The sequence below is a fragment of the Leyella stercorea genome, from assembly GCF_019052365.1.
Lineage (GTDB): Bacteria > Bacteroidota > Bacteroidia > Bacteroidales > Bacteroidaceae > Prevotella.
Map to the genome: position 1 here is coordinate 13259 of NZ_JAHQUY010000040.1, position 16135 is coordinate 29393.

At 41.6% G+C, this 16135-nt stretch carries 12 protein-coding genes; 8 read left to right on the forward strand and 4 right to left on the reverse strand.

Annotated elements, in window-relative coordinates; translation table 11 throughout:
* Positions 1-234: 234 nt before the first annotated feature.
* Positions 235-1638, forward strand: coding sequence for a hypothetical protein (locus KTQ90_RS08300; protein ID WP_004292734.1), 1404 nt, complete (start codon positions 235-237; stop codon positions 1636-1638).
* A 92-nt stretch (positions 1639-1730) separates the two neighbouring features.
* Here KTQ90_RS08300 and KTQ90_RS08305 read toward each other — a convergent pair whose 3' ends face one another.
* Positions 1731-2696: an extended-spectrum class A beta-lactamase CfxA3 gene (locus KTQ90_RS08305; RefSeq protein ID WP_004348227.1), complete on the reverse strand. Its 966-nt coding sequence runs from the start codon at positions 2694-2696 to the stop codon at positions 1731-1733.
* Between the two features lie 1096 nt (positions 2697-3792).
* On the opposite strand from KTQ90_RS08305, the gene KTQ90_RS08310 reads away from it, so the two are divergent.
* The 7 genes from KTQ90_RS08310 to mobV all read left to right on the forward strand — a co-directional run bounded on the left by KTQ90_RS08310 (position 3793) and on the right by mobV (position 12364).
* Positions 3793-4743 (forward strand): helix-turn-helix domain-containing protein, encoded by a 951-nt coding sequence (locus KTQ90_RS08310; RefSeq protein ID WP_217318014.1) that lies wholly within the window; start codon positions 3793-3795, stop codon positions 4741-4743.
* Between the two features lie 128 nt (positions 4744-4871).
* Positions 4872-5993, forward strand: coding sequence for a site-specific integrase (locus KTQ90_RS08315; protein ID WP_217318015.1), 1122 nt, complete (start codon positions 4872-4874; stop codon positions 5991-5993).
* A 367-nt stretch (positions 5994-6360) separates the two neighbouring features.
* Complete coding sequence (locus KTQ90_RS08320) at positions 6361-7128, forward strand: hypothetical protein (protein ID WP_217318016.1); 768 nt, start codon at positions 6361-6363, stop codon at positions 7126-7128.
* 108 nt (positions 7129-7236) lie between these two features.
* Positions 7237-7608 (forward strand): helix-turn-helix domain-containing protein, encoded by a 372-nt coding sequence (locus KTQ90_RS08325; protein WP_122119311.1) that lies wholly within the window; start codon positions 7237-7239, stop codon positions 7606-7608.
* A 4-nt stretch (positions 7609-7612) separates the two neighbouring features.
* On the forward strand, positions 7613-9004 hold the full coding sequence (locus KTQ90_RS08330) for a DUF3987 domain-containing protein (RefSeq protein WP_217318017.1): 1392 nt from the start codon (positions 7613-7615) through the stop codon (positions 9002-9004).
* 114 nt (positions 9005-9118) lie between these two features.
* Positions 9119-10141, forward strand: coding sequence for a DUF6371 domain-containing protein (locus KTQ90_RS08335; RefSeq protein WP_217318022.1), 1023 nt, complete (start codon positions 9119-9121; stop codon positions 10139-10141).
* Positions 10142-10330: 189 nt separating this feature from the next.
* Positions 10331-12364, forward strand: a complete 2034-nt coding sequence (gene mobV / locus KTQ90_RS08340) for a MobV family relaxase (protein WP_217318018.1) — start codon at positions 10331-10333, stop codon at positions 12362-12364.
* 131 nt (positions 12365-12495) lie between these two features.
* Here the strand turns inward: mobV and KTQ90_RS08345 are convergent, their stop codons facing one another.
* Genes KTQ90_RS08345 through KTQ90_RS08355 form a run of 3 tightly spaced genes read right to left on the reverse strand, consistent with a single transcriptional unit; the run spans position 12496 to position 16128 of the window.
* Positions 12496-13548 (reverse strand): DUF1848 domain-containing protein, encoded by a 1053-nt coding sequence (locus KTQ90_RS08345; RefSeq protein ID WP_217318019.1) that lies wholly within the window; start codon positions 13546-13548, stop codon positions 12496-12498.
* Positions 13538-15907, reverse strand: a complete 2370-nt coding sequence (locus tag KTQ90_RS08350) for a hypothetical protein (RefSeq protein ID WP_217318020.1) — start codon at positions 15905-15907, stop codon at positions 13538-13540. The genes KTQ90_RS08345 and KTQ90_RS08350 overlap by 11 nt, the downstream gene beginning before the upstream one ends.
* Before the next feature lie 11 nt (positions 15908-15918).
* Positions 15919-16128 (reverse strand): ATP-binding domain-containing protein, encoded by a 210-nt coding sequence (locus KTQ90_RS08355; protein WP_217318023.1) that lies wholly within the window; start codon positions 16126-16128, stop codon positions 15919-15921.
* Between the last annotated feature and the right edge of the window lie 7 nt (positions 16129-16135).

Sequence of the window (16135 nt, forward strand, 5' to 3'; positions counted from 1 at the left end):
CATTGATATAGCCCACTATAACTACACGCTCCGCTTACGTAGTTGTGGGCTCTCCCGAGGGGATTAGGGTTTTACCCTAATGACCCACTCAGGGCGTTTCTCCCCTGAGAACCCAGAGCAAAGAGTGACCCTCTCTTTGCAATCTCCGCTTATGGGTTGCACCCCTAAGAACCCCATGCGTTTACGGACAGCGGAAAAGCAAACAATAAAGTACAAACCAAAAAACAAGTATCTATGGCAACAAAATCAAGCATACATATCAAGCCCTGCAACATCGCATCGAGCGAGGCTCACAACAGGAGGACTGCCGAATACATGCGCCACATCGGAGAGTCCAGAATCTATGTCGTTCCTGAACTATCCACCGATAACGAACAGTGGATAAATCCCGACTTCGGCAGTCCGGATTTGCGGATGCATTATGACAATATCAGACAGATGGTAAAGGAAAAGACCGGACGTGCCATGCAGGAAAAGGAGCGTGAACGCAAAGGCAAGAACGGTAAAATAGTCAAGATTGCGGGATGCTCCCCCATACGTGAAGGAGTGCTGCTTGTCAGGTCGGACACCACACTGGCAGACGTGCGTAAATTCGGTGAGGAGTGTCAAAGACGCTGGGGAATCACACCGCTGCAAATCTTCCTGCACAAGGATGAAGGGCATTGGCTGAACGGTCAGCCGGAAGCGGAAGACAGGGAAAGCTTCAAAGTCGGGGACAGATGGTTCAAGCCGAACTATCATGCCCATATCGTTTTCGACTGGATGAACCACGAAACAGGAAAGAGCCGAAAGCTCAATGACGATGACATGATGCAGATGCAGACCCTTGCATCCGACATCCTGCTGATGGAACGCGGGCAGTCAAAGGCTGTCACTGGTAAGGAGCATCTGGAACGGAACGACTTTATCATTGAGAAGCAGAAAGCTGAACTGCAACGCATGGATGCAGCCAAACGGCACAAAGAAGAACAGATAAATCTTGCCGAGCAGGAACTGAAACAGGTGAAATCAGAAATACGCACTGACAAGTTAAAGAAGACAGCCACCACGGCAGCGACAGCCATAACTAGTGGAGTTGCTTCTCTTTTCGGGAGTGGAAAACTGAAAGAACTGGAACGTGCCAACGAAAAACTGCAAGACGAGGTTTCAAAACGGAACACCAATATTGAAAAATTGCAGAGCCAAGTACAGCAGATGCAGAAACAGCATGATACGCAAATCCACAATCTCAGAGAAATGCACAGGCAGGAACTTGACATGAAAGAAAAAGAACTGTCACGGCTCGCCAGAATCATAGACAAGGCTTTCAGGTGGTTTCCGATGTTCAGGGAAATGCTGCGCATGGAAAAGTTTTGTGCCATGCTGGGATTCTCTAAAGAAATGACTGAAAGTCTTATAGTCAAAAAAGAAGCCCTGAAATGTAGCGGTAAAATCTATTCCGAGCAACACAGGCGGAACTTTGATATAAAGGATGATATTTTAAGGGTGGAAAATGACCCTGACGATGAAAGCAGGCTGAACCTGACAATAAACAGGAAGCCGATTGCCGACTGGTTCAGGGAGCAATGGCACAGGCTTAGATATGGAGCAAGAGTGCCGCAACAGGAAGAAAGAAAAAGTAGAGGATTCAAATTATAATAGAAGCAATTTGATTAGTAATCTAAAAGCACTCCGATAACGATTAGAGTGCTTTTAGATTGTTTATCATTAATTATCAAAGCAAGTGCAGTTTAAGATTTTACTGAAGTTTGCATTAATAAAGAATATACTACAGCTGATATATGCGCAACATATTGTGACGCTTGTGATTCATTTCCCTTGAAATCCTTAACAAATACCGCTAAGGTATAACTGATATTATTAGGCAGACATATATAGGCAACATCATTGTGAGCTGCAAGAACACCATTTTCATTAACATCACCTGAACCTGTCTTATGCGCTATAACAACCCCTTCTTTATCAAGAAGTGGAGCTGCTATCCTATCTACACCTGTTTTGCATTCTTTTAACGTATTCTTAATGAAACTTTGTTTCTCATCATCGATAAGACCTTCAGTAAACAAACGATTCATCAACATTGCAGCACCAAGAGGAGATGTATAGTTAGAGTAAGCCTTGTTATGGTCAGCCGACATTTCCTCTTCCGTATAAGCTATCTGAAAACTTGAACGAGGAATGAGTGTGGCTATAAAACTATCTGTTTGAGCGACATTAACCATATCCTTAAACATAAGGTTGCTTGCATTGTTGTCACTCTGAGTAAGAGTATAACGCAGCAAATCTCTCACTGTCAATGATATGACTGGCCCTGAATAATCTTTCAGCATAGGACTCCAAGTCTTTGGGTCAAGTTTATCCCTATTTATATTTACTAAGGTATCAAGTGAAATTCCTTTATTGTCAAAGTCATTACAAAGAGCTAATGCCTGATGAACCTTAAACACACTCATCATAGGATAAACACTCTTATTATTGACCTTAACCGTATCTCTGTTATTAACAATAACCGCCACACCAATTTCGCCAGGACAAGCTGAGACAATTTGAGAAATGCTATCAGTCAAAACATTTGTTAAAGGAGGATTTGCGCTATCTTTTGTCGCTGATTTATGGAACAATGAAAATACCAAGATGAAAATGCAAACTAAAGCTATACTCAAAACTACGATTTGTTTTTTTCTGTTTTTTTCCATGTTTATATTATTTATATTTGTTTGACGAGAATATCTTTATTTGCCGACAAAGGTACATAACTTTACGGAAAAATATGTTTCTAAAATATATAAAAATATATAAATAGACAGCTGTGGGGAAAATGTGGGGAAAAATTAGATAATTAAAAAGGCTAAATGACTGAAAATAATCACTTAGCCTTTTAATCCGTACCCAGACCCGTACTTCGTAATTGCTGCGCCCATCATTCAAGACTGTCAAATCGGGTCTTTCCTGTCAAGCCAATGATGCCTATGCGTATGCCAAACACATGGATTACGGATTTCTCGTTCCGTGAACAAACACTTTATCCGCAACTCTGCTATGTGGTGTATTGGCTTAACTCCATTTCTATGGGCAACACTTTTGTTGCAGATTTCAAGCAGCTTTTATCGAAATACCCATCAGTAAGAACTCGTTTATTAGGCTTTCCTCATAATTGGGAACAAGAGCCTTTGTGGAGATAAAATAATTGCCCTGTTTCTTAAAAAGCACTGGGGCAAACCAGCTCCGTCTTTAATTGTTTCCAATAAATGGATTGTTTCAAGCCCCTATAGAAAGAGAACAAAAATTCCTGTGTGAAAATTAATCTACGACAAGGAGCAAGCAAGGAGCAATATCAAACAAAAATCAATACCTTTGCAGTACATATGAGATAGACCAAAACAAAAGTGGAATATCGGAAACGAATAGCAAGGAAAAGAGAAGAAACGACCCAAGTTGATGTCCTTTTTGAGTTAATAATCAATAAAAGCGTTAAATCTTCACCTTTTAGAATGTGCAATTAAAAATAACAACCATATTTCTGACTTATTATCTATAAAATATTGAGTAATAATCGGTTGTAAATACTCATATTATTTCTACCGTGGAGAATTTGCGGAGCTTTTATTTTGTCATATCGTGAACGTAGTTGACAAGGGTTTACGAGTGGTTACGATGGAGGACAGATTTGAAGCTGATAGGCAAAAAGCGTTATATCGTGGACTGGGTTGACAAAGGTTGTCAATGGTTCACTTCCGTTTACTACATCGGTGGAATACTCAAAGTATGTAGAACATAGCAATATCAAAGAGTATGAGACCGACAAGAAAATGTGAATTTTGTGGCAAGACATTCGTGCCAAGAAGCGGTATGCAGAAATACTGTTCCGAGGAATGTCAGGCAGAGGCAAAACGTCTTAGGAAGAAAAGACAGCAGGACTTGATTAACGGTATTGAGCCAATCATGGATCTGCAACATCAGGAGTATCTTACATTCTCAAAGGCAGCTTTGCTGATGGGATGCACCCGACAGTATATCTACAAACTTGTGGCTAACGGCAAGTTGAAGGCATCAAGATTGAGCAGCAGAATGGCATTCGTAAGAAAGGCTGATATAGAGAAGATGTTTGAGGGTAATCCCTACAAGCGTGTGGTTCCTGCCAGCAAGAGCAAGCTCTGTAAAAAGGCAAAAACAGAAAAGCCAACACAAAACAAGGAACCGACAAAAGGGAAAGAGGAGAATGAGGTGCTTGACTATTATTCGGGCGAGGAAGTGATGTCCATTTATAAGGTCAAGAAGTCTTGGCTCTACACCTCCGCCAAGCGCAACCAGATACCGATGTGTCGTATCGCTGGCAAGAACTATTACAGCAAACGGCATATTGATGAGTTCTTCGGTACTGCCATTGACCTCAACAGCATAACGGAATGGGTGACGGCTGATGATGTAGAGGAAGCTTTCAGCATGAGCAAGTCAGCACTTAGGGCATACACCTACCGCCATAAGATACCGACCAAACGTGAGTATGGTCGCACCTATTATTCCAAGGAACATCTTGAAGGACTGCGCAGGACTGACCTTATGAGCGATGACAACTATTATACCACTGAACAAGTGCAACAGTTGTATGGTCTGACAAGTGCCAATATCTGCCATATCGTGAGAGTTCACCATATTAGTAAGGTAAAAGTGGGTGTAAAGAATCTGCTTTTGAAGGTGGATGTGGAGCGAGCAATGGCAGAAAGAGCAGCAAAAGGACTGTGATTTCAAATGATTTCAGCATTATCCATCAATGACTGCAAATAATTGGAGTCACGGAGATTTCATTCCGTTATTTTGCAGCTGTGAAGAGACACTTCACCACGGATAATCATCAATAATACATATCAGTTATGAGCAACATTTGCAAGACCGTATCATTGCGTACACGCAAAATCAAGGACGGACACATGCTGTCCTATTATCTTGACTATTATCCAGGCTATCGTGACGAGAGCACGATGAAAGTCATTCGCCATGAGTCGCTTGGCATCTACATCTATGCCAAACCGAAGAACCAGATGGAACAGAAGTACAACCTCAACCTTACGGCAAGAGCCGAGGCGATACGCTGCCGTCGCTTCGAGGCTATCGTCAACGAGCGTTACGACTTCTTCGACAAGGAGAAGATGAAGGGAGATTTCCTTGCCTACTTCAAGAAACTGGCGGACAAGAAGAATTCCAAGTGGCAGCACGTCTATATGCACTTTCGTTCCTTCACGCAAGGCAAGTGTACCTTCGGTGAGATAAACGTGGACTTGTGCAACAGATTTCGTGAGTATCTGTTGACAGCACCACAGGGACTGCATAAGAACAGAAAGCTACATATCAACTCGGCAGCCAACTACTGGTCAACTTTCCGTGCTTCAATCCACACTGCCTATCGTGACCGCAAGATAAAGGAGAACCCGAACGGTTTCTTGGAGCGTATCGAGACAATCCCGACTGACAAGGAGCATCTTTCACAAGACGAGGTTATCCGCTTGGCATCCACACCTTGCTCCGCCCCTGCCTTGAAACGTGCGTTTCTGTTCTCTTGCCTAACGGCTTTGAGAAAGAGCGACATTAAGAAACTCACTTGGGAGGAAATACAGCCATACGGCAGCGATGGTGTGATGTATGTCACCACACGAATGCAGAAGACAAAAGACATCGTGCATAACCCAATCAGTGAGGAAGCCTTGGAACTGATAGGCTATTCACCAGATAAACGAGGTAAGGTGTTCCCTGATTTCAAAGACTCCATGACACAGGCACCGCTGAAAAATTGGCTGAAAGATGCAGGGATTACCAAGCATATCTCCTATCATTGCTCACGCCACAGCTTTGCCTGTCTCCAGTTGGACGCAGGAACAAGTATTGCCGTAGTGCAGCGTTATCTCGGTCACAAGAATGTGGCAACTACAGAGGTGTATGCCAAGATTTCCGATGCTCAGAAACGTGCTTCGGTTGGCTGTATCACCTTGAAGAAGTAACCATTTGACAATAACACGCAGAAAAGGACTGTTGGAATGATAGTGTTCCAATAGTCCTTTTCTCGTTTTGTTGGTTCTATTTGCTGTCGTGGATAGAACCAATTCGACAAATACATTCCAATTTCTGTTGATATTGAGGAGGAACTGCAAATATCCCTTTTCTTCATCCTTACCTTTGTAGTCAGCAATTAGCGGCAACTGGCACTAACGAGCAGTTTTAAAGTATGATTCAGAGTATGATATCATATTAGAACGCTAATAAAGCGTAAAAGAAAGAGTGCCAGAGAACGTAAATGCGGTTTTTACATGCTTCTGCATCTAACTTTGTGGAAGTTTTTGAACGAATAACAATAAAACGAATACAATAATGATAGAAAACAAGACAACTTCAGATTGTACCATCTACGCTTTTGTTGGTACGGCAATTCTCGCCATCTCTCTTGTCGTGGCTATGTATGTAGGCAATGACTTTCACCAAAGTCTGTTTGTCGAGTCAATCATCTTTGTAGGGAGCAACATCCTGCTTTGGGCGATATTCATTTCCATGGTGAATTATCCCTATGAACTGATGACCATTGGTAGCAACAGCAAGACAAAGAAAAACGTTGTAGAAGCAGAGCCAGCAACAGAACAAGAACAGCCAATGCAAACATTACCACAAAGAGAGTCAGCACAATACAGTCATGAGGACTATGCCAAGTGTGTAGAGGCACAAGAAAAAGAAGCACAGGAGATAAAGGAAAAACGAACGAGAGCCGTACTTGACTATGTGCATCGTACCATGTCACGTTTCCTTTATGAGGAAGATTTGTACAAGGTAATTGAGGCTATCACGGAATGGAGCAACGACACCAACTATACCCCGACAGCAATAAGCCGTTTCAAGGAGACGGTTAAGAATATCCCACTCAGACACTTTGTCTGGAATATCTCAGAACGTTTGGGTAAGCGTGATTACACAATGGCAATGCGAATAGCCTTTATCAAGGCTTTGTTTCCCAAACCTTTTGAAGGCTTGGACTACAGCACATTGAAGAACCTGAAAGCACCATGCTCCAATGATGTCATTCCGATTGATGAGCCAGACAATGGTGGATACGATTTCCATGATGTGACGGAGAAAATTCCCGAATAATCCCTATTGTTAGAGTTAATCCTTCGTGAATGACAAATGACTGTCACGAACCTCAGTAACGGAAGCATCATTCTGTTCCTTTGCACCAGTTATTAACAAAGTATCAGAATGAATAAGGAATTAACTTTCAACGACCTTCCAATGGTCGTTGCCCAGCTTCGGGACGAAGTGGTGGGCATGAAGCAGATGATCATCAGTCTGCAATCACAGAACAAGCCACACAAGGCGAACACGCACATACCTATGAGTGTGGAGGAAGCATCGGCATATCTAAAGATGCCGATGGCAACTCTCTACATGAAACTTGGCAACGGCAGCATTCCTGCCACCAAGCCAGGCAAACGTTACTGCCTTTATCAAGATGAACTTGACAAGTGGCTGGAGACTAACCGCAAGAATCCAGTACCTCTTACAGCTGAGGAGGAGAATGCAGCCATTCTTGCAGGAAACAAGCGCAAGCCGAAACCCTTAAACTGGTAATCGTATGGATGCGCTTGAACTCTGCAACAAAATCAACATGGAAGCCGAGTCTTTAGCGGACTCAGGCTTCCCTCTTGAGGTGTTTCCACAAAAAATGCAGTCCATCATCATAGACATGGTGGTGCACGGCAATTTCAAGGTGGATTATGTCGCCATGTCTATGCTGTCGGCAGCATCAGCGGCTCTTGGCAATACCTATCGTATTCACGTTAAGCAGGATTGGGACACGAATGCCGCCCTTTATATCATATTGGTTGGCAGACCTGGCATGGGCAAAACTCCACCATTACAGCTTGCATACAAGCCAATTCGGGAGTATGAACGCAAGCTGTTTGACAAGTTTTGCCATGAACTTGACCTATATGAGGCAGCATGTGCAACAAAGGAAAGCGGAAGCAAGGACATGAAGAAGCCTATTCTGAAAAGGGTCACATTGGATGACTTTACATTGGAGGCTCTGGTATTGGAGCATTACAACAACTTGCGTGGCATAGCCATCAACTATGATGAGATTCTCGGACTGCTTGCCAATACAGACAGGTATGGGAAAAATCCCATGCTTGAACGCCTACTTTCCATCTGGAGCGGATGCCACTTGGAGAACACCCGTGTCAAGAATGACCGCCCACAACGTGTAGAAGAGCCATGTGTCAACATCATCGGTACAACACAGACCAAACGAATGAAGGAACTGATGGCTTCCAAATTCATGGATACAGGTTTTCTTGACCGTATTCTGGTTGTATATCCCAAATCCAAGAAAGTTCCACACTGGCTGGATGAGGAAGACAGCCATGTGCGCCAGAGCGAGGCTTCAAGAAAATGGGCTGACATCATCGGGAAAATCTTTGGACTTGACTATGCAAGGTGTAATGACACAAATGAATGTTGTCCAAATATCCTTTATATGGACAAGGACGCACATTCCCTTTTCTTTGGTTGGTGGAACAGAAATGTGGATGCCATCAATGCCATAGAGGACGATGAAGATGTTGAAACGAGGGTGATGAAGCACAATACCCACGTCGCACGCATTGCCTTATTGCTCCAAGCTCTAAGATACGCCTGTGGCGAGAGCCATCTGCAAAGTATTGATGTGGATTCCATAGAAGGAGCATTACGACTCAATGAATACTGTGAGAATTGCTATCAACGCTGCCGAGCCTTTGTTGCTGAAGATACCTGTGATTCTATGTCCAAGGAGTTGCTGTATCTGTTGGAAGACAGCTTTGACACAAAAACAGCCATAAAAACAGGAATGGAGAATCTGCGTGTTACAGACCGTACTGTGATGAACTATATAAAGGAGCTTATGAAGTCTGGACTAATCACAAAGTCAAAGAAAGGATTTTACGAAAAAGTAAAGTTCGAAACAGGACAGGCAACTGAAACATAAACCAACCTGTTTTCAGTATTCATTTGTTTCAGTTTTTCAGTTGACAAGTGCGTAACTGAAAACATGAAAGAACTGAAAGCTGAAATTCACCAATAATTCATTTCAGTTACGATGATGAACGAGTATAGATTTCACTTGGAGAAATACAGATCGGGTAATCGTTACACATGCCCGAATTGTGAGCGCAAGCGTTGTTTCACAAGATACATAGATGATGAGGGGGAAGTGTCCTTCCCTGACAATGTAGGCAAATGCGACCATGAGCATAGTTGTGGGTATCACTATACTCCTAAAGACTATTTCCGTGAGCATCCAGACTTTCTATCTAAGGACAAATTGCCATATCCGACAAGAAGGAATATCCAACAGAAAGTCGTAGAAAAGCCTATTTCCTATATCGCCAACGCTATTATGGAGCGTTCCTTGTCTCATTACGGAATCAATCCGTTATACCAGTACCTTTCCAAGGTCTTTGGTGAACAAGAGACAGAAAGGCTGATGAAGATGTATCATGTCGGAACATCCTATAAGTGGGGAGGCTCAACCATTTATTGGCAAGTTGACAAGGATGATAAGGTGAGGACTGGCAAGGTCATGCTATATAATTCCAAAGACGGACATCGTGTGAAAGAGCCACGTTCTTATGTTGGATGGGCGCATGCTTTTCTTCATCTTCCAGATTTCAACTTGTGCCAATGTTTCTTTGGTGAGCATTTGCTGGCACAGCATCCCACAATGTCGGTCGCTATTGTCGAGAGCGAAAAAACTGCCATAATCGCATCACATTTCATCCCCAATTTCATCTGGCTGGCAACTGGAGGTATGCATGGCTGTCTCAACCAAATCGCTGTCAAGGTATTGGGAGGTCGGGACATCATTCTATTCCCTGACCTTGGAGCAACGGACAAATGGAAATCAAAAATTCCATTGCTGCAATCTGTTTGCAAAAGGGTTGTCATAAGCAACATCTTGGAAGACAATGCCACCGATGAACAAAAGACCAAAGGTCTTGACATTGCAGACTTCCTGCTGATGACGGAAACACCGCAGATGGCGCTACAAAGGCTGATAAAGCAACATCCGCCACTCCAACATCTGATAGACTGTCTTGGGTTGGTGTTGGTGGAAGAGTCATAGCAGAGTGGGTAAGGATCTGCGAGCACGCTTGCGTGACGGACTTTCAAAAAAGTCCTAAACATAATAGGGACTTTTAGATTCACCTGCTGACGCTGTTCACTTAAAAAGTCCTTCTGTTATGCTCAGGCTCCGCCCGAGACCTGTCTCCAATTATACAAGAACTACGTTACAAACTCAAACAAGATTCTTATGGAAAGAAACATACCACGTGCCGCCATCCATGTAGGCACAGACAAGAAATCGTTCTCGTCCCAAGTGGGCAACGAGGCGGAACGCAGAGGTTGGGACGAGAAGCGTTACCAACTAAAAAACGCAGACATAGATAAGAACAACCATTATAACTACTCACGCAAGAGACTCAACTTTGAGATAGTCAAGGGTGGAAAGATAGTGCCTCTTGGTTCCCAGTCGGTGCCGTTGCATGAACGCTTGCAGCATCGACTTGATGAACTTGGCTTCAAGCCGTATATGGATGCCAAGCGTCCCGACCAAGTTTCAAGGAACAGTCCGAACTGCACTGTCGGCATCATCTTCAGTGGTGACCATGATGTGCTTAACAGGCTTGCCTTTGGTGAACAGAAACTCAACACGTCAGATCCAAATGCTGACCACAGCAAGGTTGTATTGCAAAAAGGCATCTATGACTGGGCATTGGACACCTACCGCTTTGCATGTGAGAAATGGGGAGAAGAGAATGTCATCGGCTTTGATGTGCATTGTGACGAGACAAGCATCCATGCCCATGTGCAGACCGTGCCTGTTGAACAAGTAAAGAAACGTGGGCGCATCGGAAGCAAGTACATTCACAAGGATAATCCAGAAAAGGTTCTCTCTACCAAGGAATGGAGAGCACTTCCAAAAGAAGAACGTGACAACTACACAAAATCGGAAGCGGCAAAGGGTGTTGTTGAAAAGGTCTCTTATGCCAAAGTGTGGGGAGAGCGAGCAAAGGACAAATCACAATACCTTTCCCAACTGCATACTGACTATTACAACAAGGTAGGGCATAAGTATGGCTTGGCAAGAGGCTTCTCCTATTATGAACTTTCAGAGGAAGAGAAGCGAGGACGCAAGCATAAGAACAAGGTGGTGCTTGAAGCTGAACGTCAGGCGAAAGTCGCTCTTGACAAAGTGGAGAAGTATGCTGTACTTGCCCTGATCGACAAGAAGGAGTTGACCATTCCTTTTCTCAACATCAAGGCTCCAGTTCAAGAAGCAATGAATGCTGTAAAGAAAGAACTTGCCATTCCTATTCCTGCACTTATAGGACAAAAGGCGTGGCGTGAGGAGCGTGTGGCTAATATCTACGCTGCAATCAAGGCTCTTGTAGCAGCCATTAATGCAGAACGTGACAAGCAGAATGAAGGTGTACGCAAGTCTGTCAACAAGACATACACTTACTATATGCAGAACCTCAATAAGCAGATAGAGGAGAACAAGTCGCTTCGTGTCGAGAATGATGCGCTAAAGACTGAAAACAACAAAGTCAAACAACGCATCTCTCAACTTGACGAGAAGGCTGTGGAGCGAGTGACTACTCAACTTGTCTATGCGAAGGAAGAACTCGCCAGTGCCAAAAGTTATAATACCACACTTATGGAAATGTACAATGATTTGAAGGCTCGTTGGAATGCCATTTGGCAAGAGCCAGAAATGACTGATGCATGGAGACGAGTGGAAGCACGAAAGGAGGAAGGTGCAAAAGAAAAGGCTCGGCAAGAAGCCGAAGCTAAACGTGAAAGCATGGCTCGGCAAAATAGATACATAGGAGTGCTTGACAAGTTCATCCATGAGGGACATGAAGCTTTATCATCCTTTGCAAAAACAGATAGAGTCAATTTCAACGAGAAAGAATCGGCTTTAATATACTATGGCATTATGGCATCTGCTGTAAAGTATAATATTGGATTGGACTCTAAAGCCAGTATAGAATCGGCAGCAAAAAGTTTCTTATCTGGTATGTCGTGGAAAGGTTTTACAGACTTCAAGCAAGAATGTGTCACTAATTGGACAAAACTATTCGCCACGAATGAAGTTCAATTCACAGACAACGCCATTGACAACTTTCTCGCTTTTGTTGACTATATGTCATGCAGTGCAGACACATACGTTTCACTTGGTGGCTCCAATGGCTGTGCTGACCAACTTACAAATTGGGACGGAACACAAAAGGTGGGATTGGGCGCGATTCTAAGAAAAAAGCCAAGAGGCTTCTCACTATAAGTTAAAATAATGAGTATAAGAACTTGCTTTGTTTGAAATTAGACAAAGCAAGTTCTTATGCTTTTTAATCAATGAAATGTAGATGCATCTATTTCCATTGGTTTCAAATCATCATACTTTCATAACGATAGTTATAATAGACTTTCACTTTTATCAGAATGCAATTTGCTGTTTTCTAATACATATTTTTTGCTTGTATTGGCATAACAATACACACAAAAATGCTTGCAAGTATTATACATACCGATATCTTTGCTAATCATGCAGCCACATACCTTTCTTTGCCCTTTGTCTTTCATACCTTTGGCATCTTTGATTTTGTGTGGCTTAGATAATTGTCCAAACATATCTCTTTCTGGCAGATAACCAGTATTTAGATAGTAGACAAAGTCTTCATCATCTGCAAATAGCTCCTTCATTAACTCACCGTCAATGCAACGATTATGCTCTATGCCATATTGATCCAAATCTATGTTTTCGGCACAAGTTGCAAGAGAAAGATTCCACCCTTGTTCTTTCCAAATGTCACGCAGTTTAACCAATCCCTCAACTATTTCCGTTCGTTGTTGTTGACTCATTTCTGATAAGCCAACATTCTCTTTTGTAAAGCATTTGGTTTCCTTTATCAGATTATTTTGCACTTTACGATATGCCAACACATCGACGAAGCTAAAAACGAGTTTGTCGGTATATCCATTTAGCATATTGCCAACCTTCCATATTCTAGACAAGAGGACTCTTGGAGTTATTTCTGGAGTTAGGATGAGAGGGTCAAAACGCCAAATAACTTTTTCTTTTCCTATCATCTCGGATAGCTGTTTGAACGTTTCGACTCGTTGCTCTACAGATGGAACATTAGGTTCGAATCCTTCTTTCACATAATCATTTAATGTTACTTGGAAGTAATAATGAATGCCACGCTCATCCAACTCTTTCAGATATGGTAGGATTGGCTTGGGATTTTTCGTCCAAAAAACAATAGCCTTTACTTTTTTGAAAGAAATATACATAGGCTTCTTGTTGAAAGGGTTGTACCAAACACAATACCCTTTTGCCAAGCGGTTGAAAAACCACTTGGCATAAAAGGCAGGTATATCAGTAGAGCGACTTGCCGAAATGATTATAGGGGCAGTTGCCTCAACGTTGTTTCCTATATCTGTAATAATATTAATTTTATCGAACATTATAGTATTCTTTAAGTTCTGCTTCTACAACTTTGCCAATATTATCGACAAACACTCTGGTTAAAGAGGTAGGCTTCGCGGATTCACCACGTCCTTCTTTGTTGCATAAATTGATGAAATAACGGATATGTTCTTTTATGTCTGTCGGATAAGATTGTCCTGTAAATTGCCAATTTTGTCCTAATCGTCTTACCACATTAGAAGGCAAATTTTCAAAACATTTCAGTTTCGGGAGACCATATTCATTGTCTTCTGATTTCATTTTGGAGGCTTTACTAATTTCTTGATGGAAAGAATCCTGCTGTAATAGTTTCACTATTTTCTTGTAAGCAGCATCACTTGGCTTCAAAAAGTTATTTAGTATATAGAGAAACGCTTTAGGATCTTGTCTCTTTGCTTCCAACTCGATGATTCTGTCTATTTTTGCAATAGTTTCTTGACCACCTTTTCCTTTCGGGAGTTTAGGTCCAACTATAGCCATTATCTTACTTCTAAACTCTGTAGGATGATAAAGGTTTGAATCATTCTCAAAGTTTGCTTCTTTCAATGCTTTATAAGCATTGCTTCGCTTTCCGAGAATATCATCAGCAATGAACATAAACGCCCTTGGACTTTGAACAGCATCCTCCAATCGTGCTGTTTCTTCCACAGCACTTATAATCTTTGCTTGTTTAGATGTTGCAGTCTCTACTTCTATGATATTCTGAATAACCTTAGAACCAATAGAACTTTGACGCAAAGTTGTTGACGATTCTTGGAAAATCGCATTGTTTATTTTAATGTCAAACAGGTACTCATATATAGTGAGCCAAACTTCTTTATAATAGTCTTTTACACCATTTATTAGTGCAGAGGTAAATGTCTTGGGCAAAGAGGCAAAACCTCGTGTTGCTCCATATAGTCCAAAGGCAAGCTTATAGTTGCCAATACCATTCTGAACCAAATAATCTTTTAGTCGGTCTATATTATCACCTTTTTGGCAAAATGCAGCAAAGGAAATCGGAACATCATTTTCTATAGAAAACAAATCAAAACCTGTGTTGTCTTGGAAATGACTCAATAAAGAATTGACATAAACACGGATAGGAGAGTTTTTCCAGTTCTCACCCATGATTTGCTGTAAGATGTTTCCACCATTAAATGCAATGGCAAGTGGTTCTTCCACGCCATTTTCTTTCATAATTTTCTTGTATTCCAAGTATAATAAAGACTGCACAAGTTTTTCGTAAAACTCGTGCGTAAAAGAAGGGTCAACTATATGAATGTGCTTGTTTGCGTCAACTTGAATCAAGTTTGCCAAATGCTTCTTTTCTTTCTTAGAAAGTTCGCTTGCCTCTACTTGCAAAACTGCTCTGTTAAGTTTGTTGAGAGCCATTGTATAAGCATCTTGCGTTACATGTTCTACACTTGTCCATAAATCATTTGCATCATAGATGGGAGACAGATGTAACTTATTACAAAAATCATTATAGACGTTGCAATACTTCAAAAAGCGTACTGATTCTTCAATACTAATACCCAAAGGGTTCTGCTTCAAAAAATATACGATTTTCTCTTTATTCTGTTTTGCCGTTTCGTCTTTCTCTTTAAAAATAGCATTAAAACGCTTGATGTTTTCTACCAAAATGTCATCTTGTTTCTCTGTAGGACGATGTTCTGGAGAATTGATAACGGCAGACAAAGTGTTTCTTAAAACTTTTGCAATAGCTTTAAGTTCACCAATTTCTTTGCTAACTGATAAATTAGCACCAATCAAATAACAATACAAAAATCCCTTAAGTCGATCAATGTATGCATCGTCTATATTGTCAGAACAAGTAATTGCTTTAGTTGGTGCATAAGTTGCATTCCACAAAAACTCTGTTTGCTCTGTTTTCGCGAACAAATCCCGGACCTTACTCCAAGTTCCTTTCACTTCATGTTTCCATATTTTGAGATTAGGAGAATAAAGTTTGGAAAACTTGTTCTCAAGGCTTTGCTCTGCTTTTGTCAAAACTCCTTGTCGTGCCTCATAACTATCGAAATAGATGAAGCAATGGAATGGATTTAGATAAATCGTGCTTGCGCAAGTATAAGTTTCGATTCCATTATTAGAGCCAGAAAGGTTAAAATTATTCGGCTCATAATCATCGGTATCTATTTCTATAACCATAGGATAGTTTTCCAAGTCGGCATCGTCAACTTGAAATACTGGGTATTTTGAGTACAAAGTAACAGCCAGATCAAGGCTATTTGCCTCAACAGAATAATATCTTCTATTTCCAAAGCCTCTGGTTGCATAGTGTGCTTTAGGAGATATGGATTCTGTGCTGAAGATATTATTGAAATTCAACGTACATGTTGGGATGAAAAGTTTCATAAGCGTTTCTTTTAAAGTTGCAATTTTGTACCACTTGACAGCGTTGTGTCATACACATCTTTTGGCACAGCATCAAACAAACTCGACAAGTTGCCAGAATGCATGATATACAAAGCTCTATATGAACGTGTGATTGCTACATATAGAGGATTCCTATCTTCTTCTCCTTCCACAGTACACTCTGGTAAGAACACATGTTCAAACTGTAATCCGAAATTAATGACTTAT

Bases quoted from the DNA above. Each gene is read 5' to 3' on its own strand.
- KTQ90_RS08325 (WP_122119311.1), top strand. From the start codon at position 7,237: ATGAATAAGGAATTAACTTTCAACGACCTTCCAATGGTCGTTGCCCAG.
- KTQ90_RS08330 (WP_217318017.1), top strand. From the start codon at position 7,613: ATGGATGCGCTTGAACTCTGCAACAAAATCAACATGGAAGCCGAGTCT.
- KTQ90_RS08310 (WP_217318014.1), top strand. From the start codon at position 3,793: ATGAGACCGACAAGAAAATGTGAATTTTGTGGCAAGACATTCGTGCCA.
- mobV (WP_217318018.1), top strand. From the start codon at position 10,331: ATGGAAAGAAACATACCACGTGCCGCCATCCATGTAGGCACAGACAAG.
- KTQ90_RS08350 (WP_217318020.1), bottom strand. From the start codon at position 15,907: ATGAAACTTTTCATCCCAACATGTACGTTGAATTTCAATAATATCTTC.
- KTQ90_RS08315 (WP_217318015.1), top strand. From the start codon at position 4,872: ATGAGCAACATTTGCAAGACCGTATCATTGCGTACACGCAAAATCAAG.
- KTQ90_RS08300 (WP_004292734.1), top strand. From the start codon at position 235: ATGGCAACAAAATCAAGCATACATATCAAGCCCTGCAACATCGCATCG.
- KTQ90_RS08345 (WP_217318019.1), bottom strand. From the start codon at position 13,548: ATGTTCGATAAAATTAATATTATTACAGATATAGGAAACAACGTTGAG.
- KTQ90_RS08305 (WP_004348227.1), bottom strand. From the start codon at position 2,696: ATGGAAAAAAACAGAAAAAAACAAATCGTAGTTTTGAGTATAGCTTTA.
- KTQ90_RS08335 (WP_217318022.1), top strand. From the start codon at position 9,119: ATGAACGAGTATAGATTTCACTTGGAGAAATACAGATCGGGTAATCGT.
- KTQ90_RS08320 (WP_217318016.1), top strand. From the start codon at position 6,361: ATGATAGAAAACAAGACAACTTCAGATTGTACCATCTACGCTTTTGTT.